The sequence below is a fragment of the Streptomyces sp. NBC_01003 genome (assembly GCF_045162695.1).
GTDB lineage: Bacteria > Actinomycetota > Actinomycetes > Streptomycetales > Streptomycetaceae > Streptomyces.
Window position 1 is genome coordinate 9,183,498 of sequence record NZ_CP108707.1, and the last position, 21,964, is coordinate 9,205,461.

The following is a 21,964-nucleotide window of genomic DNA, read 5'->3' on the forward strand; positions in this document are numbered from 1 at the left end:
GTCCGTCGGACGCCGGCCGCCCCGGGACATCGTCCCCTCCTACTGGGTGGTTACGTGGACGTAGTCGACGACGAGCTGCTGGGGGAAGCTCGTGCTGCCGTCGGGGTCGCCCGGCCAGTAGCCGCCGACCGCGAGGTTGAGGATCAGGAAGAACGGCTTGTTGAACGCCCACTGGTTGCCGCCGACGTCGGCGGGCGTTCGGGTCTGGTAGACGTTGCCGTCGACCGACCACTTGACGGAGTTCGGGGCCCAATCGACGGCGAACGTGTGGAATCCGTCCGCGAAGGCCTGCCCGCCGGGCAGCGTGTAGGCCGCGCCGATGCCGCCCGAGCCCGAGTATCCGGGGCCGTGCAGCGTGCCGTGGACCGTGCTGGGTTCGAAGCCGACGTTCTCCATGACGTCGATCTCGCCGCTGGCCGGCCAGCCGACGCTGCCGATGTCGTTCCCGAGCATCCAGAACGCGGGCCACATGCCCTGCCCGCGCGGCACCTTCATCCGGGCCTCGACATGACCGTAGGCCTGGGTGAACTTGCCCGAGGTGTTGAGCCGGGCCGAGGTGTACTCGCAACGCCCGTACCAGCACTGGTAGTTGTTCGGGTTCTCCTTGCGGGCCGTGATGACCAGGTTGCCCTGGCCGTCCAGCGCGGCGTTGCTGTTGCCCGCGGTGTAGTACTGCCGCTCATGGTTGTTGACGTTGTCGCCGGTCTCGATCTGCCACTTGCCGCCGTCGACGGCAGAGCCCGCGGCGCCGTTGAAATCATCGGTGAACGTGGCCGCGGCGGCTTTCGCGGGACTGTCGATGGGCGCCGGGGCGGCGGACGCGCCGCTGGGTATCGCCGCCAGGCTCGCGGCGCAGCAGGCCAGGGAGGCGGCGTACAGGGAGGCGCGGCGGCGCCAGGATGAGCGCACGGTCATCACATCGCTTCACGTGGGGGGTCGTGTGGGGGGTCGCGTGCATGACAAAGAAGCAAGCGAAGCATCCGGAAGTGAACGCCGACGACGGCCACTTGAGGCACTTCCTTCACTTCTTGATTTAAAGGAGTGGCCACCGTGGCGTCAAGGAGTTGGCATGTACCAAGTGACGGGAGCGGCGCGGCGACGCGTTCGAGCGTCGATGCCGGTCGCGGGAAGCGGGCGGGCCCTCACGCGTGCGGCAGCCCGCTGACGTCGAGCGGTACCGCCCCCACGTGGTAGCCGCGCTCGTCGAGCAGGTGGCTGTTGTGCTTCATCGGCCACAGGGCCACCGCCCGGTCGGCGACGGTCAGCCCGGGCACCCGCTCGGCCAGGCGCACCTCGAAGCGCTGGGCGTCGTCGAGCGAGCGGACCCAGGCGACGAGTTTGAGATTGTGGCGGGCGATCACCGCGGCGCACAGACGCACCTCGCGCATGCCGGTGACCAGCGCGGACACGGCCCGCAGGTCCGCGGGCGCGACCTTGCCCCAGAGAATTACCGACACCGGCCACTCCGACAGAGGGCGCGCCACCTCGCAGCGCGTCTGCACCATGCCCGCCGCGAAGAGGCGGCCCGTCCGGCGGCGGACGGTGTCGGGGCTCGCCTCGCAGACGTCCGCGAGAGAGCGGTACGTGGCGCGGCCGTCGACCGACAGTGCGGCCATGAGGCGGTGGTCGAGGGCGGTGAGCGGGAACACGGGCACGTCAGGGCCGGGCGCCCCCTCGGCCGCGAGGCGGGCGATCTGGCCCCCGCCGAGCGCGCGCAGACGCCAGCGGCTCCCCTCGGTGTAGACGGTGCTGGCCAGTTGGGTGCGGGTGGTGACGATGCCGTCCATCTTGCCGAGCCGGTGGGTCACCCAGCGAGTGAGCGCGACCGGGTCCGGCGCCATCACGGTCAGGAGCAGGTCACGGTCGCCGCTGACGTGCGTGACGGCGGACACGTGCCGCTCCGCGGAGAGTTCGCGGGCGACCGGCAGCAGGCTCCCGTTGGCGCAGTCGACCTCGACGAAAGCCAGGCAGCCCTGGCCCGACGCCGCCAGGACCGGTGCGGGGTGACAGCTGATCCAGGCGGCCCCCCTGTCGGTGAGCCGGTTCCAGCGCCGGGCGACCGTCACCGCGTCCATGCCGAGGGCGGCGCCGATCCGGGCCCAGCCGGCGCGCGGCGCGATCTGGAGCGCGTGCACCAGTGCCTGATCCGCATGGTCCAGGGCATGCACGGAATCCTGCGTCATCACGCTGCTCCTGCGTCTTTCTTGGGAGTTTCAGCCCCGAAATGCCTCATGGCATCAGTCTGGCCTCGTTACCGCCGGCACCGTACCAGGAGGTTCATCCAGCATGTCGACCACGGAACGAGCCAAGGAACTCCAGCCCGAACTGGCCGGGCTGCGGCGCTCCCTGCACCGTGAACCCGAGCTCGGACTCCAGCTGCCCCGTACCCAGGAGAAGGTCCTCGCGGCCCTCGACGGCCTCCCGCTGGACATCACCCTCGGCAAGAACCTCAGCTCCGTGACGGCGGTCCTGCGCGGCGGGCATCCGGGCGGCGCCGTCCTGCTCCGCGGCGACATGGACGCCCTGCCCGTCGCCGAGAAGACGGGGGTGGACTACGCCTCGCGGACGCCGGGCGCCATGCACGCCTGCGGCCACGACCTGCACACGGCCGGGCTCGTCGGCGCGGCCACCCTTCTCGCCGAGCGCCGTGAACACCTGCGCGGCGACGTGGTGTTCATGTTCCAGCCCGGCGAAGAGGGTCACAACGGCGCGGGCGCGATGATCGAGGAGGGCGTCCTCGACGCGGCCGGGAAGCCCCTCGTCGCGGCCTACGCGCTGCACGTCGCCGCCAACCGGGTCCCCGGCGGCCTGATCGCCTCCCGTCCCGGCACCATCACCTCCGCCTCCGACGTGCTGCGAGTGACGGTGCGTGGCAAGGGAGGGCACGGCTCGAGCCCGCACAGCGCCAAGGACCCGGTCCCCGTCGCCTGCGAGATCGTCACCGCCCTGCAGAACTGGGTGACCCGCCGCTTCGACATCTTCGACCCGGTGGTCGTCACCGTGGGCAGCTTCCACGCCGGTACGAAGCAGAACGTCATTCCTGAGACGGCCGAGTTCGAGGCCACGGTGCGCAGTTACTCCGAGGCCAATCACGAGCGCCTCATCGAGGGACTGCCCCGGCTGGTCCGCGGGATCGCGGACGCGCACGGCATCGACGCGGAGGTCCACTACGACGTGGCCTATCCGGTCACCGTCAACGAACCCGGTGAGACCGCCTTCGCCCTCGACACGGCCCGCGACCTGTTCGGTGCCGACCAGGCGTGGCAGGCCCCGCACCCCGCGAACGGCTCGGAGGACTTCGCGTTCGTCCTCCAGCGCACCCCCGGCGCGATGCTCCTCGTCGGTGCTGCCCCCGAGGGTGCGGACCTGGAGGAGGCTCCGATGAACCACTCACCGCACGCCGTCTTCGACGACCGGGTCCTGTACCGCCAGGCCGCGCTCCTCACCGAACTCGCCGAGCGCCGCCTCGCCGCGGGCGCGGCGGCATGACGGCGCCGGGGAAGCCCGACGGCTGCCCCACTGCGCGAACCACCTCGCCCCCTCCCCAGGCCAAGGTCGCCGCCGTGGTAGGTCTGCTCGTCGCCTTCGAGCTGGTCAGCGGACTGCTGCAGGGCGCCGCACCGCCGCTGATCCCGGAGGTCGAGAAGTGGCAGCACCTCAGCACCGCCCAGGCCCAGTGGTTCACGACGGTCCAGTTCTTCGCGGCCGCCGTCAGCGTCCCGGCCTTCGGCCGCCTCGGTGACCTCTACGGCCACCGGCGCCTTGTCCGCGTGGCGCTCGGCTGTGTCGCCGTGGGCACCGTCCTGGTCGCCCTCGCGCCGAACCTGCCGGTCCTGCTGCTCGGCCGGGCTCTCATGGGCCCGTTGGCCGCGCTGCTGCCGCTGGAGATCGGCCTGGTGCGTGACCGCCTCGACGTGGACGGCGGCCGCCGCGCCGTGGGGCTCCTGGTCGGGGCGCTCACCCTCGGGTCACTCCTCGGCCATGCGCTGGTGGGGCCGCTCCTCTCGGCCGTCGGCGGCCTGCGTCCCACGCTCGCCGTCCTCGCGGCCCTGGCGTTCGGGTGCCTTGTCGTGTCCTTCCTCGCCATCCCCGAGTCGGCCGTCCGGGCGACCGGCAGCATGGACTGGGCGGGTGCCGTTCTCCTCGCGGTCGCCCTGGTGACGCTGCTCGGCACGATCTCGCGCGGCACGGCCTGGGGGTGGCTCTCCCCGCGCACACTCGCCGCCGTGGCGCTGTCCTGCGCTCTGCTGTGGTGGTGGGCCCGCGTCCAACTGTCCCGCCCGCACGCCCTGGTGGACCTCCGGGCGGTGGCCCGTCGCCGAGCGGCTCCCTACTACGCCTCCGGGTTCGTGCTCGGCGTGGTGATGATGGGAGGACAGGGGGTGGCCGTCAGCTTCCTCGCGGCGTCGCCGGGCGACGAGGGCTACGGATTCGGCCTTGTCACCTGGCAGATCAGTGTCTGGGGCGCGATCCCGCACGTCATGGCCTTCCTGGGCTCGGCGCTGTGCGCGGGGATCGCTGCCCGAATCGGGTACGCGCGCACCCTCCTCGGCGCATTCGCCCTGATCGCCGTCGGCAACGCCGGGCTGATGGCCGCCCACTCCGCACTGCCGCTGTTCGCGGTGGCGTACGGGGCGGTGGGCATCGGCATGGGGCTCGCCCTCGGCGGCCTGCCGTCGGTCGTGGTGGAGGGCAGCGCCTCCGACCGCACGGCGAGCGCCGCCGCCGTCTACAACAACCTCAAGACACTCGGGGGCAGTGTCGCCGGGGCGGTGTTCGCGGCGGTCCTCGCCACGCTGGTCGTCGGGACGACGGACACACCGACACTCAGCGCGTATCTGACCGTATGGGGCCTGGGGATCGCCGTGAGCGTCCTGGCGGCGGGCGCGCAGTTGCTCGTGCGCCGCAGCGCCTGGCAACGGGCGAGCGCTGTCGAGGGGGCCGGCCGCCCAGCTCATTGACAACCCCCTCCCGGTTCCGCCAGGAGGATCTCGGTCCCCGCCACGACGGCGGGGACCGAGGCATGTGCGGGTACGTGACGTCCGGTCACCGGGCGACGTCAGGCGCACGCGAACGACCCCACGGCCGTGAGGGCCTGTGGGGTCGTCCGGTCCGGCCGGCGCTCCGGCACCCGGGTGGCTCGGTCAGGTGAGGAACGCCAGGCCCTTGGCGATGCCGTTCTTCTGGATCTCGGAGGTGCCGGTCAGGACCCGGAACATACGGACCTTGCGGAAGAGGTACTCCACCTCGTTGCCCTGCGTGAGGCCTTCCTTGCCGTGGATCTGTACGGCCTCGTCCAGGATCCGGAAGGCGGACTCCGCGACGAAGAGCTTGCACATGAAGGCTTCGGTCCGCACGTCGGCCCCGCTGTCCAGGGCAGCCAGGGCGGCGTACGTCATCGAGCGTGCGGCGTAGAACTCCGTTGCCATGTCGGCGACTTTGTGCTGGATGGACTGGAGCGCGAGGAGGGGCTGTCCGCCAGCGACCTTGCGGTGGCGGGTGCGGTCGAGTGTGAGGTCGAGGGCGCGCCGGGTGGCGCCGAGCACGGTCGGGCAGTGCAGGAGCCGGTTCGTGGTGACACGGCCCAGGGCGATGCGCATGCCCTCGCCCTCCTGGCCCAGGAGGTTGGCCGCGGGTACGAAGCAGTCCTGCAGGACGATGTCGCTCTCGATGTGCTCCCCCGACATGGGCGTGGCGCCGTCCAGGACGCGGCAGCCGGGGCTGTCCAGGTCGATGAGGAAGGCGGAGAAGGACGGCTTCGTGTCCCCGTCCCCGCCCCCGTCAGCCATGCGGGCCACCACGATCGCGAAGTCCGCGAAGGGCCCGGCGGAGCTGAACACCTTGTGCCCGGTGATGCGGTAGCCGTCGCCGTCGCGGACGGCCGTGGTGCGCATGGAGCGTACGTCGGAGCCGGCGTCCGCCTCGGTGAGCGAGAAGCAGCAGGCGCGCTCTCCCCGGACCAACGGCAGCAGGTACTTGTCGAGTTGGTGTTCGGTGGCGTGCCGCAGGATGTCGCCGGCACGCAGCGGACCGCCCATGTCACCGAGCACGCAGTGGCCGAGGACGCGCCCGGAGGCACCTATCTCCTCCTTGAGCGCCGCGAGTTCGGTGTACGAGAGGGCCTGGCCGCCGAACTCCTCGGGCAGGTGGATGCCGTAGAAGCCGAGTTCGCGGCTGCGCCGCCAGACGGGTTCGAGGTCGGCGCGGGTCAGCCGGGACGTGTGGGTGATGCCGCGCTCGCGTTCGTAGTCGGCGAGTTCGCCGTCAAGGTAGTCGCGGAGTGCGGCGACGAGGCCGGCGAGGCGCGGCTCGTCGTAGGTGGGGCGCAGGGAGAACGTCATGTGCGGGTTCCTCGTTCAGGTCGTTCGGGGTCAGTTCACGCGGCGGGCCGAGCCGGCCCAGAACGGTTCGCGCACGGCCTTGCGGTCGAGCTTTCCGTTGCGGTTGTGGGGGAGTTCGGCCACGAAGTCCACGGAGCGGGGCTTCTTGAGCCGGTCGAGGCGCTGTGCGCAGAACGCGGTGACCTCGTCCGCGGTGAGGCTGTGGCCGGGGCGGGTGACGACGACGGCCTTGACCGCCTCACCCCACTTCTCGTCCGGAACGCCCACGACGCAGGCCTCCTGGACGGCGGGGTGCTCGTAGAGGGCTGCTTCGACCTCGGTGCAGTAGATGTTGAACCCGCCCGAAATGATCATGTCTTTCTTGCGGTCGACGAGGAACAGATAGCCGTCCTCGCGCATCCACGCCAGATCGCCGGTGTGTACCCAGCCGTCGCGGAAGGTCTCGGCGGACAGCTGGGGCTCGTTCCAGTACGCGTGCACGCAGTCGGGTCCGCGCACGATGACCTCGCCCACCTCGCGAGGCGGGAGCTCGTGGCCCGCGTCGTCCACGATCCGGATCTCGGTGTCGAACATGGCGCGCCCGCAGGACTGCAGGAGTTCGGGGTCCTCGGCGACGGCGCGTGCCGTCTCCGCGCTGCTCAGACCGGCGACCACGCTGGTGGTCTCGCCGAGGCCGTAGCCCTGGGCGACGACCGGGCCGAACAGGGCGACCGCGTCCCGCAGCCGCTGGGGTGAGATCGGCGCGCCGCCGACGCGGACACTGGTGAGTGAGGAGAGATCACGCTCGGCGACCCCGGGGTGGGCGAGGACCATGTTCAGCATGGCCGGCACGAGGAACGTCGCGGTGATGCGCTCCTTCTCCACGGTGTCCAGGAAGGCGTCGGCGCTCCAGGTGGGCAGGACGTACGTCGTCGACCCCCCGAAGACCCCGGCGAGCAGCCCCATGCCGGTGGCGTGGGTGATGGGACTGCACGCGAGGTACCGGGTGGTGGGCCGTGGCCGTGACTCGTCGTTCATCAACTGCTTGCGCATGTTGGCCAGGCGGTTGCCGGCGGTCTGGACGGCCGCCTTGAGCGCACCGGTGGAACCGGACGTGAAGTTGAGGACGCATGCGTCGCCCTCGGAGACGTCGACGCGGACCGGTTCGGTGCTGCCTTCGGCGAGCAGGTCCCGATAGCGGACGACCGCGCGGGATTCGGGGGTGTCGGCGACCGGGGGTGTGCCCTCGTGGGCCGGGGCGTCCTCCAGCTGGACCGGAACGCAGCCGGTGCCCGCCGCGGCGATCGCCGCAAGCGCGTCCTCGCGGTGTGCGGCGTCGAAGACCAGGACGTGTACGGGCGCGTACCGCAGGATGTGCTCGATCTCGCCGCGGCCGAGCCGGGCGTTGATCGGCGCCCGGGTCAACCCCGCCTTGTAGAGGGCGAATTCGACCTCCACGAGCTCGCCCCTGTTCCAGGCGAGTGAGGCGACCGCGTCACCGGGACGCAGCCCGCGCGCGACGAGGGCGGACGCCAGACGGTTGGTCTCGCTGTCGAGGTGTGTGTGGGTCCAGGTCCGTTCGCCGCAGACGAGGGCCGTCCCGTCCGGCCAGTAGCGGGCGCTGCGGGAGAGATAGGTGCCGAGGTTCATCGACGTACTCCAGAGCCAGAAGATTTACACTCTGATCACTCTGATCAATAACAGACAGCTTGTTCAATAACGCATGGACTGTCAAGGCCTCCTAGACTGGGGCGCGACGACTGGGGCCTGCGTGAAGGCCGGCCCGGCAACGGTGGAAGGCAGCGATGGCTGAGGACAGAAGGACCAGGCGTACGCGGCGGGCCCTGGCGGACGCGTTGGTGGAACTCGTCCTGGAGCGCGGCTTCAGCGCGCTGAGCGTGGAGGACATCACGGAGCGGGCCGACGTCGCCCGCGCCACCTTCTACAGCCACTTCAAGGACAAGGACGCCTTGTTCGCGCGGGTGACCGCCGACCTTCTCGACGAACTCGGCCGGCGCCTCGCCCCGTCCGTGGCCGGAAGCGCTGTGGGCTTCACGGGGAAGCCCCTCCTGGAGATGCTCCGGCACGCCCGCGACGAGCGTGACCTGTACCGGATCGTGCTGCGAGGGGAGGGTGACGGCAAGCCGCTCCAGATGTTCACGGACGTGTGCGCCGCGAACACCGCGCAGGAGTTCCGTGCCCGCGCCGAGCGCAACGACGTGAAGCCGCGCATCGATTCGGAACTGCTCGCCCGCGTCTGGGTCGGGGAGCAGGTCGCCGTCCTGCGGTGGTGGGCCGAGAGCGAGACACCCCCCGCCCCCGCCGAGGAGGTCGTACGGATGCTGCTCGACCTCGCCCTGCGCGGCCGTTACTGGGCGAGCGGGTTCGACGCGCCCGAGTGACCCCGGCGCGCCGCACGGCGCACCCCGCGCGAGACCCTCACCGGCCCCGCCGCCCCCCGAGGTGGCGGGGCCGACTGCTGCCCTGGAGGCGGCGTTTCTCTCCTTTTCTTCCCTGCTCCTCCCTCTTGAGTGGCGACGGCACCTGACCTACATTGCTGATCTCATCGCAAGATATTGAACAACCTGTCCTGTATTGAAGAGCCGCCCACGGGAAGAGCCCGCATGTCCGTGCCAGAGGTGTTGTCCATCGTCCTGCTCGTCTCCGCGTTCGGCCTCGCGATGTGGCGCGACGTCAACGTGGGTCTCGTCGTGCTGCCCGCGGCGTTCGTGATGTCGGTGATCGCCGACATCCCCAAGGAGGAAGTGCTCGCCGGGGTCCCCGCGGACCTCGTCGTCCTGATCCTCGGCGTGATGTACATGTTCGGCCACGCCCAGCGCAGCGGGGCCATCGACCGCCTCGTCCATCTCATGGTCGGTCTGTCCCGAGGACGCGACTGGTTCCTGCCCTGGAGCATGTTCCTGGTCGCGGCGGCTCTGAGTGCCATCGGGACGCTGCCCAGTGCGACGGTCGCCGTCGTGCTCCCGATGGCGATGCGCATCGCCCGTACCAGGGGGATCGACCCCGTCCTCATGGCCGTCGTGGCGTGCGGCGGAGCCGGTGTCGGAGGGTTCTCGCCGCTGTCGCCGTGGGGTGCGCTCGTCAAGGAACTCACCGGGAAGCTCGATGCCGCCTACTCGCCCGCGATGCTGTTCGCCGGGCTCGCGGCACTCAATCTGGTCCTGGCGCTGATCGCCTTCTTCGCCCTGGGCGGCGTGCGGCTGGTGCGTGACTCCCGGGTGCGCAGGGCCACCGCGCAAGAGGGCGGGGTGCCGGTCCTGCGAGGCGCCGCGCCGGCCACCCCGTACGAGACCGGGTCGCTGATCGGCCTGGGCGTGTTCGTGATCGCGGTACTGGGCTTCGGTGTGTCCGTGAGTTTCGTGGCGTTCCTGCGGCCTCATCCTCCAGCTGGTCTTCCGGCCCGACACGCGGCGTGTGGTCGCCGAACTCCCTTGGTCCGTCGTTCTGTTGACCAGCGGAATCATGGTGTACGTCGGCGTGCTGGAGCGGACGGGCACGCTCAAGGCACTCTCGGGACACCTCGGAGGCATCGACAGCACCCTCCTGGCGGTGCTCGCCGTCTCCTACCTCGCGGCGCTCTTCGCGACGGTCGAGTCCTCCACGGTCGCCGTGCTCGGCGTAGTCGTCCCGCTGGCCGCCGCGGTGCTGCCGCACGCGGACCGGTCGCAGTTCACCGTGCTGCTGATCGCCGTGTGCGCCACGATCGGCGCAGTGGCGATCAGTCCCCTCCACCTGGGCGGCGGCCTGATTCTCGCCAACACCGAGGAGGCGGACACGCCGCGCGTCTTCCGACGGCTGATGGCCTGGTCCGTCGGCGCGGCGCTGGTACTGCCCCCGGCCCTTCTCGTCCTTCCGCTGGCGACGGGCCTGTGACCCGACGCCGGCGCGTCACATTCCCCAGCCCTCCACCAAGGAGCCGCAAAAATCATGGCAGTTGAAAAGCAGGACCCGGAAACGGCCGAGCAGTTCGAGCCCGTCAGTGACGCGCACGGCGGACCGCCGGACTGGTCCTTCCTGACCGGCAAGCGCGTGCTCGACCTGTCGCGGCTGCTGCCGGGCCCGTACGCCACCTCGATGCTCGCCGACGTGGGCGCGGACGTCATCAAGATCGAGGAACCCGACGGCGGGGATCCCGCGCGTGCGGCGCCGGCGCTGTTCGAGGCACTCAACCGCAACAAGCGCTCCGTCACCCTCGACCTCCGAGACGACACGCACCGGGCCGAGTTCCTGCGCCTCGTCGGCACCGCCGACGCGGTGGTGGAGAGCTTCCGCCCCGGCGTCCTCGACCGGCTCGGCCTCTCCTATCCCGTCCTGCGCGAGGCGAACCCGCGCATCATCCTGTGCTCCCTCAGCGGATACGGCCAGACGGGACCGTACGCGAACAAGCCCGGCCACGAACTGAACTTCCTCGGCCTGTCCGGGTTCTTCGCCGTCCCCGGGCGCATCGACGGGGAGATCGCCCGGCCGGGCGTGCGGGTGGGTGACATGGCGGGCGCGATGCAGGCGGCGTTCGCACTGACCGTGGCGCTCGCAGGCGCGGCCGCCACGGGACAGGGGCAGCACATCGACGTCTCCCTCACCGAATCGATCGCCGGCTGGTGCGCCCTGTTCGCTCTGCCCCTGGCCGATGCCGGGGATCCGCTGAAGAGCGGGCTCGTCCAAGGCGACAACGACGTCTTCCGCACGGGCGACGGACGCCTGCTCTCGCTCGCCACGTTCGAGGACAAGTTCTGGCGGGAGCTCCGCACCGCGCTGGGTGCGGAGTTCCCCGGCCTGGACACGGACGCGTACGACCGTCGGCCCGCTCGCACGGCCGCCAAGGAGAAGGTTCGCGACCTGCTGACCGCGGTGTTCGCCACCCACGACTACGCGTGGTGGGAGCGCACGCTGACCGGGATCGGCGCGCCGTGGGCACCCGTGTTCACCGAGGCCCAACAGCTCCTCGACGACCCGCATCTGACGGCAAGAGACCTGTTCTCCCGGGCCTCCGGTCCTGCGCCGCAGACGCGCTTTCCGGTCCGCTTCGGATCCGGCCTGAACACCTTCCGCACGCCGGCACCCGAACTGGGCGCGCACACAAGGGAGGTGCTGGGAGCGATGCCCGCCGCCCCGATCACCGCGGCTTCGGGGCCACGGCCTCCAGAGCGTCGACGGAGCCGGACATGACGGTGCGCACGTGCTCGGTGAGGTGCTCGGTGGGCCAGTCCCACCACGCGAGGGCGAGCAGGCGCTCGACGTCCTCGCCGGAGTAACGGCGGCGGATGAGTTTCGCCGGGTTGCCGCCGACGATCCCGTAGTCGGGCACGTCGTCGACGACCACGGAACCCGAGGCGATGATCGCCCCGTGCCCGATGCGCACACCGGGCATCACCGTGGTGCGGTAGCCGAACCACACGTCGTTCCCGACCACCGTGTCACCCCGGCCCGGCAGCCCGCTGATGAGATCGAAGTGGTCCGCCCACGAACCGCCCATGATGGGGAAGGGGAACGTCGACGGGCCGTCCATACGGTGGTTGGCGCCGTTCATGATGAAGCGGACGCCCTCACCCAGCGCACAGAACTTCCCGATGACCAGCTTCTCCGGCCCGTAGTGGTACAGCACATTGCGCGTCTCGAAGGCGGTCGGGTCGTCCGGATCGTCGTAGTACGAGAACTCGCCGACCTCGATCAGCGGCGAGGTGACGAGCGGCTTGAGCAGCACGACCCGTGACTGCCCCGGCATCGGGTGAAGCACGGTCGGATCGGCGGGCACGAATGACATGACGGGTCAACTTCCTCACGTGGTACGCGACGACGATGGACGGCCTTGCTCTCAGCCGCGCCGGGTCTCCGACTCCAGCGCGGCCCGCGTCTCGGGACCGTACACACCGGCGTCCTCGTCGATGCCGCGGGCCACCTGATAGCGGTGGACCGCGTCCGCGACATCGGTCGAGTAGCTGCCGTCGGCCGGCTCCGTGTACAAGTTGAGTTGGGTCAGCCGTCGTTGGAGGTCTTTGACCTGACCGCCGTGGCTGCCGGTGGACAGGACTCGGGCGCCGGACACCGGGCGGGCGGCGGAAGACACCGTGGGTGCGGGCGCGGCAGGCGTCGCGACGGAGGATTTCGCCGAGGCGGACGCGGATGCGGTCGCCGAGGTGGACGCCGTTCCGGAGGCCGCCGACGACGGGCTGGGGGAGCGGGTCGCGTGCGCGCCGCCGTTCTCGGGGGAAGGGTCCGCCGACCGCGACGAGACGGATCCGGACGGCGCGGGCACGGCGGAATCGTCCGCCGCCGACACCGTCTGGCTCGGGGCGCTCCCGGAGCTGAAGGCGCCGCTCGCCACGGCGATGACGGCGGCCGCGCCGACACCCAACGCCGCGGTCCCGACGATCACCCACTGGCGCCTGAGGCGCGCGGGTGGCCGACGACCACGACCGGCGGCGACGACCTGCTCCGAAGTCCGGACCGACATGTCCTCGACGGCCGGCCCGACCCCGACCGGCCCCTCGAAGAGCTGCAGATCCTCCTGGGCCACCGTCCCGGCGGACTGACCGGGCGGGATCACCTGGCCGAACACCGGGTTCGCCGGCACCACCGGTGCGGACGTCGCGCAGCCGCACGCCGGCTGCCGGCCGGCAATTGGTTCACACCCGCACAAGGGGCATCGCTGTGCACTCACGTGAATCGCCCCTCCTCCGGGCGGCCACAGCATATGCCGATGATCAGCTGAAGTCCGACGGTCGTGCCTGCCCGACCGCCACCCGACCGATGGAGCCCCGCTGCCGTTCGCCTTTGACGAGTGGATATGCGAAATGGGTGTCGCTCGATACAGTCGTCCCTTTACAACTGGTTGTGGGGACAACCGGAGCGCCTTGGGGAGGGCCTGCAACACATGAGTCGACGCTCCAGTGGTTCGGTCGGCGTCTGGGCTGAAATGCAGCGGCAACAGCAGCGCCAGATGGAGGCCGAAGCCAGACGGCAGAGGCAAGAAGCGCAGCAAGCACGTGCCTATCAACGGCGAGCGATCCAGAACCACCGCGAGTACCGGCAGGCAGAGGCCCTACGCCGCACCGAGGAACTGGACGCTCAAGTCACGTCGCTGCAGGGCCTTCTCGCCTCGGGTTGTCAGGCTCCGCCTTTCAGGGCTCCCTCTCTCATGCGCCCTGAGGATGTCCAGCCCTTCGCTCCAGGCCCCTTGGCGCAGCCCGTGCCCATGCCGGACTTCAATCACTACCAAACACAGAGCGGGTGGTCTGCCACTCGGCGGGCCCAGGTGCAGGCTGAGGCTCGGGCGCATTTCGAGAGGGACTGGCAGTCGGCCCAGGCGGCGGAGGCTCAACGGCAGCAACAGCTGGCGTCGTACCAGCGGGAGTACCAGCAGTGGGCCGATGCCCAACTGGCCGATGTGCGCCGGCACAACGCAGGCATCGAAGAACTGACCGATGCAGTCAGGCGCCGCGAACCCGACTCCGTGGTCGAGTACTTCTCCGCCGCTCTTTACGCCTCGACCGCATGGCCGGAGGGTTTCCCGCGTCAGGTGGCAGCCGCGTACGACTCGGCGGCTCGCCAGTTGGTGCTGGACTGGGAGCTGCCCGCCTACACCGTCGTCCCCGAGGTCAAGTCCGTTCGGTACATGTCCGGGTTGGATCAGGACAAGGAGACGGCCCGCCCAGTAGGCCAACGTCGGGCTCTGTACCGGGAAGTTCTCGCGCAGTGCATGCTGCTCGTCCTGCACGAACTCTTCGCCGCGGACGAGATGGGTGCGCTCGAGGCGGTGTCCTTGAACGGGTTCGTGGACGGGCACGACCCCACGACGGGCCGACCGGGCCACATCTATCTGGCAACCGTCATGACGTCGGGCGCAGCGTTCCGCAACCTGTACCTGGCCCAGGTGGACGCCGGCAGCTGCCTGTCCGACGCATTACGTGGGCAACTCTCCGCCCGCCCCGATCAGCTCACGCCGGTACGGCCCGGTCGCCGGCCGCAGGAGGTCGGAAACCGCGTAGTCATGCATGGCAGTGACGAGGAACCCGACCTGTACGACATGGATCCGATCGCCTTCGAGAATCTCGTTGCCGAGCTCTTCCGGGCCATGGGTATGCAAGCGGTCACCACTCAACGTTCGAACGACGGAGGGGTGGACGTCGACGCTCTGGATCCGACACCGATCCGGGGCGGCAAAATCGTCGTGCAGGTGAAGCGCTACCGCAACACGGTGCCGCCCACCGCCGTCCGCGACTTGTACGGAACCGTGCAGGACGCCGGCGCCAACAAGGGTGTCCTCGTGACGACATCAGGGTTCGGCCCGGGCTCGCACACCTTCGCCAACGGCAAGCCGCTGGAACTGATCCCCGGCACCGAACTCGTCGACCTGCTGCATCGGCACGGGCTACGAGGGCGCCTCGGCGATGGTGCCCGCCGCCCGGCAGCGCAGCCGACTCCGACGCTTGTGGACTTTCGACTGCCCGACGACTACAACATCCTGGGCATGTCGTGGACCGGAGACGTCGCCCTGGATGTGTGTGCTCTCGTCTGCCGCGGCAGCAGCATCCTCAGTGACGATCACTTCGTCTTCTACAACAACCCGCACACAGCGGACGGCTCCGTACGCGTGCTGCCCCCGACCGCACCGGACAAGGCCGCGATCTGCGTCTCCTTCGACGAGTTGCCGGATGAGGCCGACCGGTTCGTGCTCGTCGCCGCGATCGACCCGGAGGTGAACCCGGACGCCGACCTCTCCGGCTTCACGGACGCCTGCATCCGCCTGCTCGACCCGAGGCTGGCCGACCTGGGACGGCTCGAGGTCTCCGACGGCCGCCCGGGCGAAACCGCCCTGGTGCTTGGTTCCTTCCGCCGCAGACCGAACGGGGACTGGGACTTCGTCCTGGGCGGCAAGGGCTACGCGGGGGGCCTGGAGCAGCTCGTCCAGGACTTCGGCATCGAGGTGGATTGAAGTGCTCTCCTCCCTTCGCAAGCTCAGGAAGGAGATTCCCGTCTACCTTGCGGTGGCGGGCTTGACGCGGTTCGCACGCCTGACGACTGCCCTCCCGGCAGCCGGGATGAGCGCGTGGCCCATCCGGTACAGGTGCAAGATGTTGCGGGCCGCGTTGTGGTCGGCGTTGCCCGACCATCCGCAGTCCGGGTTCTTGCATACGAACGTGGCCTGGTCCTCCCGGCTGCCGGGCGTGATGAAGCCGCAGGCGGAACAGCGTCGGGAGGTGTTCGGGGCAGGCACCTTGTGCACGGTGCCGCCGTACCGGCCGGCCTTGTACGTCAGCATCGTGACCGTCCTGCCCCATGCCTCCTGGCTGATGGAGCGGTTCAGTCCGGCTTTCTGGGCGACGCCTGTCCCCGGCTCGGCGATGGTGCCCCGAGCGGACTTGACCATGTTCGTGATGGTGAGTGCTTCGACCACCATGACGCCGTACTTCTGGGCGAGGGCGGTGGTCGTCTTGTGCTGCCAGTCCTGGTGTCGTCGCGTGGCTTTTGCGCGCAACCCCCGGATCTGGTCATAGGTGCGGTGCAGGCGGCGGCTGGTGCGCTCGCCAGGCTTGCGGTGTGTCCTGCGCCGGGCGGCCCGGCGCTCAAGGCGCAGGAGCTTGCCCTTTTCCTCGGTGTTCAGCCACTTGTCACGGTCGGCGCTGCCATCCGGGAGGCGAGGCGCACGCCCGTGGTCCTGTTGGTTGCCGTCCGAGAGGGCGAGGGGCAGGTTCACCCCTGCGTCAATTCCGACCTCCGCCCCCTGGTGGGATGCGGGCTTGGCTTCGAAGCTCTGCACACGGAAGGCGATGTGCCATCCCAGGTGGTCCTTGACCAGCCGTGCCCCGGTGATCCGGTTGTCGGCGTTCGCCTTGTTGCCCACGGGGAGGTCTTTGGTCCAGCGGAAGCGGACACGGCCGACCTTGGGAATGTTGGCCATGCCCCAGCGGCGGTGTACCCGCTTGATCTGGAGGTCACGGCCCTGCGGAATGTCCACGCTCATCACGGACCGGAACCGGCCCTTGAAGTTCGGAGCGTCCACGCGGCCGTCCCAGAAGTTCTTCCAGGCCTGGAAGTACGTCTTGAGCACCGCTTGCGCGGCCTGCGCAGGAAGGACGGCGAGGAAATCGATCTCTTTGCGGGCCTGGCGTATCGCGGCGTCCGCGTTCGCCAGAGTCCGCTTGTCCTTCGGCATTATCTGCCACCACGCGTGCAGGCAGTTCCACATCGCGCGGGCGGCGTGCGCCTGCTCGTCGGTGAGGAGATTCTCGGCAGGGGACAGCGCCAGTCGGGCACGGTGTCCGAACTGCCGCTTCTCCCAACCGAGTTCACCCATGGTGATCACCATACTACCGTTGGTGTATGCCACCATGATGGAAGCCGAACACCGATGTCAGAACCGGCCGGCACGTCGTCCACAACCTGCACGTCGATGGCCTTCACCCCCGGCGTAAACGCCGGAACACCGGCCAAGATCAAAAGGTAGATGAAGCGCGGCTCGGGCCGAGGGCTGAGCCCCGTCCCGGGGCGTGACGGTGCTCGGACCCGGGAGGCGCTGGCGTTGCGGATGTGCGTGGGTCCGGGTCTCGGACGTACCGTCGTGCACGTCAGCGCCAGACTCGCGTCTCACCGAAACGGCAGGAACGCTCCATGAGTACCACGCACTACGACGTCGTCGTCCTGGGCGCCGGGCCCGGTGGCTACACCGCGGCCGTGCGCGCCACGCAGCTGGGCCTTCGCGTGGCGGTCGTCGAGGAGAAGTACTGGGGAGGTGTCTGCCTGAACGTGGGCTGCATTCCGTCCAAGGCGCTCCTGCGCAACGCCGAACTCGCGCACATCTTCACGCAGCAGGCCTCGACCTTCGGCATCCACGTCGACGGGCAGGTCAGTTTCGACTACGGCGAGGCCTACCGGCGCAGCCGCAAGGTCGCCGACGGCCGGGTCGCGGGCGTGCACTACCTGATGAAGAAGAACGACATCACCGAGTACGACGGGCGCGGCACGTTCACCGACGACCGCACGCTCCGGATCGACCTCACGGCCGGCGGCACCGAGACCGTCACCTTCGGGAACTGCATCATCGCGACCGGTGCCACCACCCGCCTCCTGCCGGGTACCGCCCTCAGCGACCGCGTGGTCACCTACGAGGAGCAGATCCTCTCCGAGACGCTCCCCGAGTCCATTGTCATCGCGGGCGCGGGAGCGATCGGCGTCGAGTTCGCCTACGTCCTGCACAACTACGGCGTCAAGGTGACCGTCGTCGAGTTCCTGGACCGCATGGTGCCGACCGAGGACGCCGACGTGTCCAAGGAACTCTCCCGTCAGTACCGGAAGTTGGGCATCGAGGTGCACACCGGGACGCGGGTGGAGTCCATCGACGACAGCGACCCGGCGGCCAAGGTACGTGTCACGGTCTCCAAGGACGGGCAGCAGCGGGTGATCGAGGCCGACAAGGTCCTCCAGGCGATCGGCTTCGCGCCGCGGACCACCGGATACGGGCTCGAGAACACCGGCGTACGGCTCACCGACCGCGGCGCGATCGACGTGGACGGACGCGGCCGCACCAACGTGCCCCACCTCTTCGCGATCGGCGACGTCACCGCGAAGCTGATGCTGGCGCACGCGGCGGAGGCCATGGCGGTGATCGCCGCGGAGACGATCGGCGGCGCGGAGACCATGGAGGTCGACTTCACCATGATCCCGCGCGCCACCTACTGCCAGCCGCAGATTGCCAGTTTCGGGTGGACCGAGGCGCAGGCCCGCGAGCTCGGCTTCGACGTGAAGGTGGCGAAGTTCCCGTTCTCCGCGAACGGGAAGGCCCACGGCCTCGGTGAGCCGACGGGCTTCGTCAAGGTCATCAGCGACAACCGGTACGGCGAACTGCTCGGCGCCCACCTCATCGGCCCCGAAGTCACGGAACTCCTCCCGGAGTTGACGCTGGCTCAGCAGTGGGACCTGACCGTCCACGAGGTGGCCCGCAACGTGCACGCCCACCCGACACTGGGCGAGGCCGTGAAGGAGGCGGTGCACGGCCTGGCCGGACACATGATCAACATGTGACGTGCGTCCGGGCGGCGGCCTCTGCGGTGGCCGGCCGGGTTTCCTCGGTCAGGTGACAGTGAACCCCCGGCCGTCACGCGGTCGCGAGCGAGACCTCGGTCGACTTGACCAGGGCCACGACCGAGGAGCCGGGGGCCAGGGCCAGGTCGGTGACGGCGTCCTTGGTGATCGCGGAGGTCAGTTCGCCGCCCTGGACGCTGACCTTGACGGAGGCCATGGCGCCGCCCGCGACGACGTCGTCGACCGTTCCGGGGAGTTGGTTGCGGATGGACAGGCCCTCGACCGTGCCGGTGGCGAGGGAGACCTCCGTGGACTTGACCAGGGCGCGTACGGCGGATCCCTCGGCGAGGCCGAGGTCCTTGACGGCGTCCAGGGTGATCGCAGCGGTGATGTCCTGGCCGCCGTCGAGGCGGACCGTGACCGTCGCCATGGCCTCACCGGCGGTGATGCCCGTAACTCTGCCGGGAAGCTGATTGCGGATGCTCAGGCTCATGCGGAACGCCTCGCAGAAATGGTATGGAATGTCAGGCTTTAGGCCTGTGTGGGCATCACCGTAGTCGGGTTGGGTGCGGCTGTGTGTGAGGCCCGTCGCATCTGCGAGGCAAGGGGGCGTGAGGTCCTGGCAGGTCGCAGGCGCCGACTCTGTTGTCGGCTCCCGGGGCGCCGAGTCAGGCGGGATACGCGTGCGTCTGCGCCGCCTTGACCGTGGCCCAGACCGGCGCGCCCGGGTGCAGGTTCAGCTCGGCGGCGGCGACCGTCGTGAGGTCGGCGGCGAGCTCGAGTTCACCCGTGAGGTCCGCGCGGATCTGGTCCCCGTGGGTCTCGAGCCCGGCGACCTGGCAGCGCCACAGATTCCGGGCGCTGGTGCCCGTGGGCCGGTCCCGGTACAGGGTCACGGCGATCGGGGGGAACGCCACGAAGGCGGGTCCCGACAGCTCCTCGCTGGTCGCGATCTCCGGCCCGGAGTCGACCCGCACCACGTGCCCGTCGGCCTGTCCCCTGTAGAGGTTCAGGCCGACCAACTGGGCGATGTAGTCCGTACGAGGACGACGGGCGATGTCGGCGGGGGCGCCCTCCTGGACGACGCGCCCGTGCTCTATGACGACGAGCCGGTCGGCGAGCACCATCGCGTCCAGCGGGTCATGAGTGACCAGTACGGCGACGGCCTCGAACTCGGCCAGGTGGCGCCGGAGTTGGGCGCGCACGTCGAGGCGGGTGCGGGCGTCGAGCGCGGCGAGCGGCTCGTCGAGGAGCAGCAGCCGGGGATGGGTGGCCAGGGCGCGGGCCACGGCCACGCGCTGGGCCTGGCCGCCGGACAGCCGGCGCGGCTTGGCGCCGTGGTGGTCGGCGAGGCCCATGCGGTCCAGCCACTTCGCGGCCTGATCGCGCGCCTCGGCCTTGGGTACGCCATGGCAGCGCGGGCCGAAGGCGACGTTGTCCAGGGCGCTCAGGTGGGGGAAGAGGAGGTAGTCCTGGAAGACCACGCCGACCGGCCGGGATTCGGGCGCCGTACGGTCCAAGGCGGCGCCGTCCAGGTGCAGATGACCACCCGTCAGAGGGGTGAGTCCCGCCAGGGCGCGCAGGGCGGTGGTCTTGCCGGCGCCGTTCGGTCCGAGGAGCGCGACCACCTCGCCCGGGGTCACGCTCAGGGCGACGTCGAGGCGGAAGGTGCCGCGGTCGACGACGAGGTGGGCGTCCAGGCCTTCGGCGCGGATGTCGTCGGCGGGGACGCCACCGGTGACCTGGTCGATGTGCGTCATGGGGCGGTCATCCGGTGGTCGGACGGTCCGGCGGGGACCGTGAGGGGGAGAGCGGGGCCGGTCATGACGCCGTCATCCAGCGGTCCCGCAGCCCCGCGAGGACCGCGATCGACACGGCGAGCAGCACCAGGCTGAGGGCGATCGCGGCGGCCGGGTCGTTCTGGAGCGCCAGGTACACGGCCAGTGGCATGGTCTGCGTACGGCCGGGGAAGTTGCCCGCGAAGGTGATGGTCGCGCCGAACTCGCCGAGCGCGCGTGCCCAGGCGAGGACGGCGCCCGCTGCGATACCCGGCATGATCAGCGGCAGCGTCACCCTGCGGAACGCCGTGAAGCGGGAGGCGCCCAGCGTCGTGGCGGCTTCCTCGAACCGCGGATCGGCAGCCCGCAGCGTGCCCTCCACGGAGATGACGAGGAACGGCATCGCCACGAACGACTCCGCGACCACGACTCCCGCCGTGGTGAACGGCAGCGTGATCCCGAACCACGAGTCCAGCAACTGCCCGACGACACCATTGCGCCCGAGCGCCAGCAGCAGCGCCACACCGCCCACCACCGGTGGCAGTACGAGCGGCAGCGTCACCAGAGCCCGGACGAAGCCGCGCCCGGGGAATTCCGTGCGCGCGAGCAGCCAGGCCAGCGGCACCCCGAGGACCAGGCTCACCGCCGTGGCCGCCGTCGCGCAGATCAGCGACAGCTGGAGTGCCTGCCAGACCTCCGGACTGGTCAGCTGCTCCGGCAGGCTGCGCCAAGGGGCGCGTACGAGCAGGGCGATCAGGGGCAGCAGCAGAAACGCGAGGCCGACGAGGGCGGGCAGCAGAAGCGGGAGAGGCACCCCGCGTCCTCGGGCGCCCGGCCGGGCACGCCGGCGCCGCGGCCCGGCCCCACGGGTGTCGCCACCCGTGAGGACCTCGGCCGCGGCCCCGGACTTGTCGAGCTCGGTCACGGCTTGAGGAACCCTGCCGCCGTCAGAACCTTCTGGCCCTCGGGAGACTGCACGAGCGCGATGAACTCCTTGGCCGCTTCGGCGTTCGGCGCGTCCTTCAGGAGAGCGATCGGGTAGTCGTTGATGGCGTTGGCGGACTCGGGGAACTCGACGCCCTCGACCTTGTTGCCCGCGGCCTTCACATCGGTCTTGTAGACGACGGCGGCGTCGGCCTCCTTCAACTCCACCTTCGTCAGGGCACTCTTGACGTCCTGCTCGTACGAGGCCGGGGTGAGCTTCAGCTTGCTGGCATCCAGCGCCTTCTGCGCGGCGGCGCCACACGGCACCGTCTTGTCGCAGAGCACGACCTTGAGGCCGGACTTGGTGAGGTCCTTGAGGGAGGCGACCTTGTCGGGGTTGCCCGGCAGGGTCGCGATCTCCAGCTGGTTGCGCACGAACGTCGACGGGGCGGTGGCTGTGCCCTTCCCGTCCCTCTTGTCCGTCACGATCGCCATCGTCTTGGGGCTGGCGGCGGCGAACACGTCGGCCGGCGCGCCACCGGTGATGCTGGCGGCGAGGGTGTCGCTGCCGCCGAAGCTGAACGTCACCTTCGTGCCTGGGTGCGCCTTCTCGAAGTCCTTGCCGAGGGTTGTGAAGCTCTCCTTGAGCGAGGCGGCGGCGAAGACGGTCACCGTGCCCGTGAGCTTCTTGGAGGAGTCCGCGGACGCCGAGGAGGAAGAGTCCTTCTTGGAGGACGAGTCCGAGCCGGAGGAGCAGGCGCTCAGCGCCAGCAGCGCGGCGACGCCTACGCCGGTCACCTGCAGGGTCCGGCGGGTCCGGCGCGCGTAACGGGTCATCACGGGGTTACTCCCTAGGGCTCTTTGGCGAAGAATCGGGCTGATTCTCCGCGAAGCGTCCGGCGG

Annotated in this window: 17 protein-coding genes and 1 pseudogene; 7 read left to right on the top strand and 11 right to left on the bottom strand. The window is 70.0% G+C overall.

Translation table 11 applies throughout. The features are described 5' to 3' along the window. Positions 1–39: 39 nt before the first annotated feature. Both OG698_RS42165 and OG698_RS42170 read right to left on the bottom strand, forming a co-directional pair. The gene (locus OG698_RS42165) at positions 40–915 is read right to left on the bottom strand and encodes a family 16 glycosylhydrolase (protein WP_406109463.1); all 876 of its coding nucleotides are present in this window, start codon (positions 913–915) and stop codon (positions 40–42) included. A 227-nt stretch (positions 916–1,142) separates the two neighbouring features. Then, positions 1,143–2,183 carry an Lrp/AsnC family transcriptional regulator gene (locus OG698_RS42170; protein WP_329578299.1) on the bottom strand — a complete coding sequence of 347 codons (1,041 nt, stop codon included), beginning with the start codon at positions 2,181–2,183 and terminating at the stop codon, positions 1,143–1,145. 103 nt (positions 2,184–2,286) lie between these two features. On the opposite strand from OG698_RS42170, the gene OG698_RS42175 reads away from it, so the two are divergent. Further along, on the top strand, positions 2,287–3,489 hold the full coding sequence (locus OG698_RS42175; protein WP_406109464.1) for a M20 family metallopeptidase: 1,203 nt from the start codon (positions 2,287–2,289) through the stop codon (positions 3,487–3,489). After that, positions 3,486–4,961, top strand: a complete 1,476-nt coding sequence (locus OG698_RS42180; protein WP_406109465.1) for an MFS transporter — start codon at positions 3,486–3,488, stop codon at positions 4,959–4,961. The genes OG698_RS42175 and OG698_RS42180 overlap by 4 nt, the downstream gene beginning before the upstream one ends. 183 nt (positions 4,962–5,144) lie before the next feature. Here the strand turns inward: OG698_RS42180 and OG698_RS42185 are convergent, their stop codons facing one another. Then, the gene (locus OG698_RS42185; protein WP_406109466.1) at positions 5,145–6,341 is read right to left on the bottom strand and encodes an acyl-CoA dehydrogenase family protein; all 1,197 of its coding nucleotides are present in this window, start codon (positions 6,339–6,341) and stop codon (positions 5,145–5,147) included. A 30-nt stretch (positions 6,342–6,371) separates the two neighbouring features. After that, positions 6,372–7,970 (bottom strand): class I adenylate-forming enzyme family protein, encoded by a 1,599-nt coding sequence (locus tag OG698_RS42190; protein ID WP_406109467.1) that lies wholly within the window; start codon positions 7,968–7,970, stop codon positions 6,372–6,374. Positions 7,971–8,125: 155 nt separating this feature from the next. Here OG698_RS42190 and OG698_RS42195 point away from each other — a divergent pair, with 155 nt between their 5' ends. The 3 genes and pseudogenes from OG698_RS42195 to OG698_RS42205 all read left to right on the top strand — a co-directional run bounded on the left by OG698_RS42195 (position 8,126) and on the right by OG698_RS42205 (position 11,507). Then, positions 8,126–8,722: a TetR/AcrR family transcriptional regulator gene (locus OG698_RS42195; protein ID WP_406109468.1), complete on the top strand. Its 597-nt coding sequence runs from the start codon at positions 8,126–8,128 to the stop codon at positions 8,720–8,722. Positions 8,723–9,001: 279 nt separating this feature from the next. After that, positions 9,002–10,214, top strand: a pseudogene (locus OG698_RS42200) (SLC13 family permease). 54 nt (positions 10,215–10,268) lie between these two features. Continuing rightward, the gene (locus OG698_RS42205; protein ID WP_406109469.1) at positions 10,269–11,507 is read left to right on the top strand and encodes a CaiB/BaiF CoA transferase family protein; all 1,239 of its coding nucleotides are present in this window, start codon (positions 10,269–10,271) and stop codon (positions 11,505–11,507) included. On the opposite strand, the gene OG698_RS42210 is transcribed toward OG698_RS42205, so the two are convergent. Beyond that, the gene (locus tag OG698_RS42210) at positions 11,455–12,102 is read right to left on the bottom strand and encodes a CatB-related O-acetyltransferase (RefSeq protein ID WP_406109470.1); all 648 of its coding nucleotides are present in this window, start codon (positions 12,100–12,102) and stop codon (positions 11,455–11,457) included. The genes OG698_RS42205 and OG698_RS42210 overlap by 53 nt on opposite strands. 51 nt (positions 12,103–12,153) lie before the next feature. Continuing rightward, the gene (locus tag OG698_RS42215) at positions 12,154–12,912 is read right to left on the bottom strand and encodes a peptidoglycan-binding protein (RefSeq protein WP_406109471.1); all 759 of its coding nucleotides are present in this window, start codon (positions 12,910–12,912) and stop codon (positions 12,154–12,156) included. A gap of 300 nt (positions 12,913–13,212) precedes the next feature. Here OG698_RS42215 and OG698_RS42220 point away from each other — a divergent pair, with 300 nt between their 5' ends. Then, entirely contained in the window at positions 13,213–15,273 is a 2,061-nt protein-coding gene (locus OG698_RS42220; RefSeq protein ID WP_406111585.1) for a restriction endonuclease, read from the top strand. A gap of 42 nt (positions 15,274–15,315) precedes the next feature. Here OG698_RS42220 and OG698_RS42225 read toward each other — a convergent pair whose 3' ends face one another. Then, a complete protein-coding gene (locus tag OG698_RS42225) occupies positions 15,316–16,635 on the bottom strand; it encodes an RNA-guided endonuclease InsQ/TnpB family protein (protein WP_406111587.1) in 1,320 nt (439 codons plus the stop codon). Positions 16,636–16,949: 314 nt separating this feature from the next. Between OG698_RS42225 and lpdA the strand changes: the two genes are divergently transcribed. Next, positions 16,950–18,359, top strand: a complete 1,410-nt coding sequence (gene lpdA / locus OG698_RS42230) for a dihydrolipoyl dehydrogenase (RefSeq protein ID WP_326777553.1) — start codon at positions 16,950–16,952, stop codon at positions 18,357–18,359. Positions 18,360–18,432: 73 nt separating this feature from the next. Here lpdA and OG698_RS42235 read toward each other — a convergent pair whose 3' ends face one another. The 4 genes from OG698_RS42235 to modA all read right to left on the bottom strand — a co-directional run bounded on the left by OG698_RS42235 (position 18,433) and on the right by modA (position 21,898). Beyond that, positions 18,433–18,852, bottom strand: a complete 420-nt coding sequence (locus OG698_RS42235) for a molybdopterin-binding protein (protein ID WP_406109472.1) — start codon at positions 18,850–18,852, stop codon at positions 18,433–18,435. Positions 18,853–19,027: 175 nt separating this feature from the next. After that, complete coding sequence (locus tag OG698_RS42240) at positions 19,028–20,119, bottom strand: ABC transporter ATP-binding protein (RefSeq protein WP_406109473.1); 1,092 nt, start codon at positions 20,117–20,119, stop codon at positions 19,028–19,030. 61 nt (positions 20,120–20,180) lie between these two features. Then, complete coding sequence (gene modB, locus OG698_RS42245; protein WP_376253575.1) at positions 20,181–21,062, bottom strand: molybdate ABC transporter permease subunit; 882 nt, start codon at positions 21,060–21,062, stop codon at positions 20,181–20,183. Continuing rightward, positions 21,059–21,898 carry a molybdate ABC transporter substrate-binding protein gene (modA, locus tag OG698_RS42250; RefSeq protein WP_406109474.1) on the bottom strand — a complete coding sequence of 280 codons (840 nt, stop codon included), beginning with the start codon at positions 21,896–21,898 and terminating at the stop codon, positions 21,059–21,061. The genes modB and modA overlap by 4 nt, the downstream gene beginning before the upstream one ends. Positions 21,899–21,964 lie beyond the last annotated feature (66 nt).

Bases quoted from the DNA above. Each gene is read 5' to 3' on its own strand.
- OG698_RS42165 (WP_406109463.1), bottom strand. From the start codon at position 915: ATGACCGTGCGCTCATCCTGGCGCCGCCGCGCCTCCCTGTACGCCGCC.
- OG698_RS42170 (WP_329578299.1), bottom strand. From the start codon at position 2,183: ATGACGCAGGATTCCGTGCATGCCCTGGACCATGCGGATCAGGCACTG.
- OG698_RS42175 (WP_406109464.1), top strand. From the start codon at position 2,287: ATGTCGACCACGGAACGAGCCAAGGAACTCCAGCCCGAACTGGCCGGG.
- OG698_RS42180 (WP_406109465.1), top strand. From the start codon at position 3,486: ATGACGGCGCCGGGGAAGCCCGACGGCTGCCCCACTGCGCGAACCACC.
- OG698_RS42185 (WP_406109466.1), bottom strand. From the start codon at position 6,341: ATGACGTTCTCCCTGCGCCCCACCTACGACGAGCCGCGCCTCGCCGGC.
- OG698_RS42190 (WP_406109467.1), bottom strand. From the start codon at position 7,970: ATGAACCTCGGCACCTATCTCTCCCGCAGCGCCCGCTACTGGCCGGAC.
- OG698_RS42195 (WP_406109468.1), top strand. From the start codon at position 8,126: ATGGCTGAGGACAGAAGGACCAGGCGTACGCGGCGGGCCCTGGCGGAC.
- OG698_RS42205 (WP_406109469.1), top strand. From the start codon at position 10,269: ATGGCAGTTGAAAAGCAGGACCCGGAAACGGCCGAGCAGTTCGAGCCC.
- OG698_RS42210 (WP_406109470.1), bottom strand. From the start codon at position 12,102: ATGTCATTCGTGCCCGCCGATCCGACCGTGCTTCACCCGATGCCGGGG.
- OG698_RS42220 (WP_406111585.1), top strand. From the start codon at position 13,213: ATGAGTCGACGCTCCAGTGGTTCGGTCGGCGTCTGGGCTGAAATGCAG.
- OG698_RS42225 (WP_406111587.1), bottom strand. From the start codon at position 16,635: ATGGGTGAACTCGGTTGGGAGAAGCGGCAGTTCGGACACCGTGCCCGA.
- lpdA (WP_326777553.1), top strand. From the start codon at position 16,950: ATGAGTACCACGCACTACGACGTCGTCGTCCTGGGCGCCGGGCCCGGT.
- OG698_RS42235 (WP_406109472.1), bottom strand. From the start codon at position 18,852: ATGAGCCTGAGCATCCGCAATCAGCTTCCCGGCAGAGTTACGGGCATC.
- OG698_RS42240 (WP_406109473.1), bottom strand. From the start codon at position 20,119: ATGACGCACATCGACCAGGTCACCGGTGGCGTCCCCGCCGACGACATC.
- modA (WP_406109474.1), bottom strand. From the start codon at position 21,898: ATGACCCGTTACGCGCGCCGGACCCGCCGGACCCTGCAGGTGACCGGC.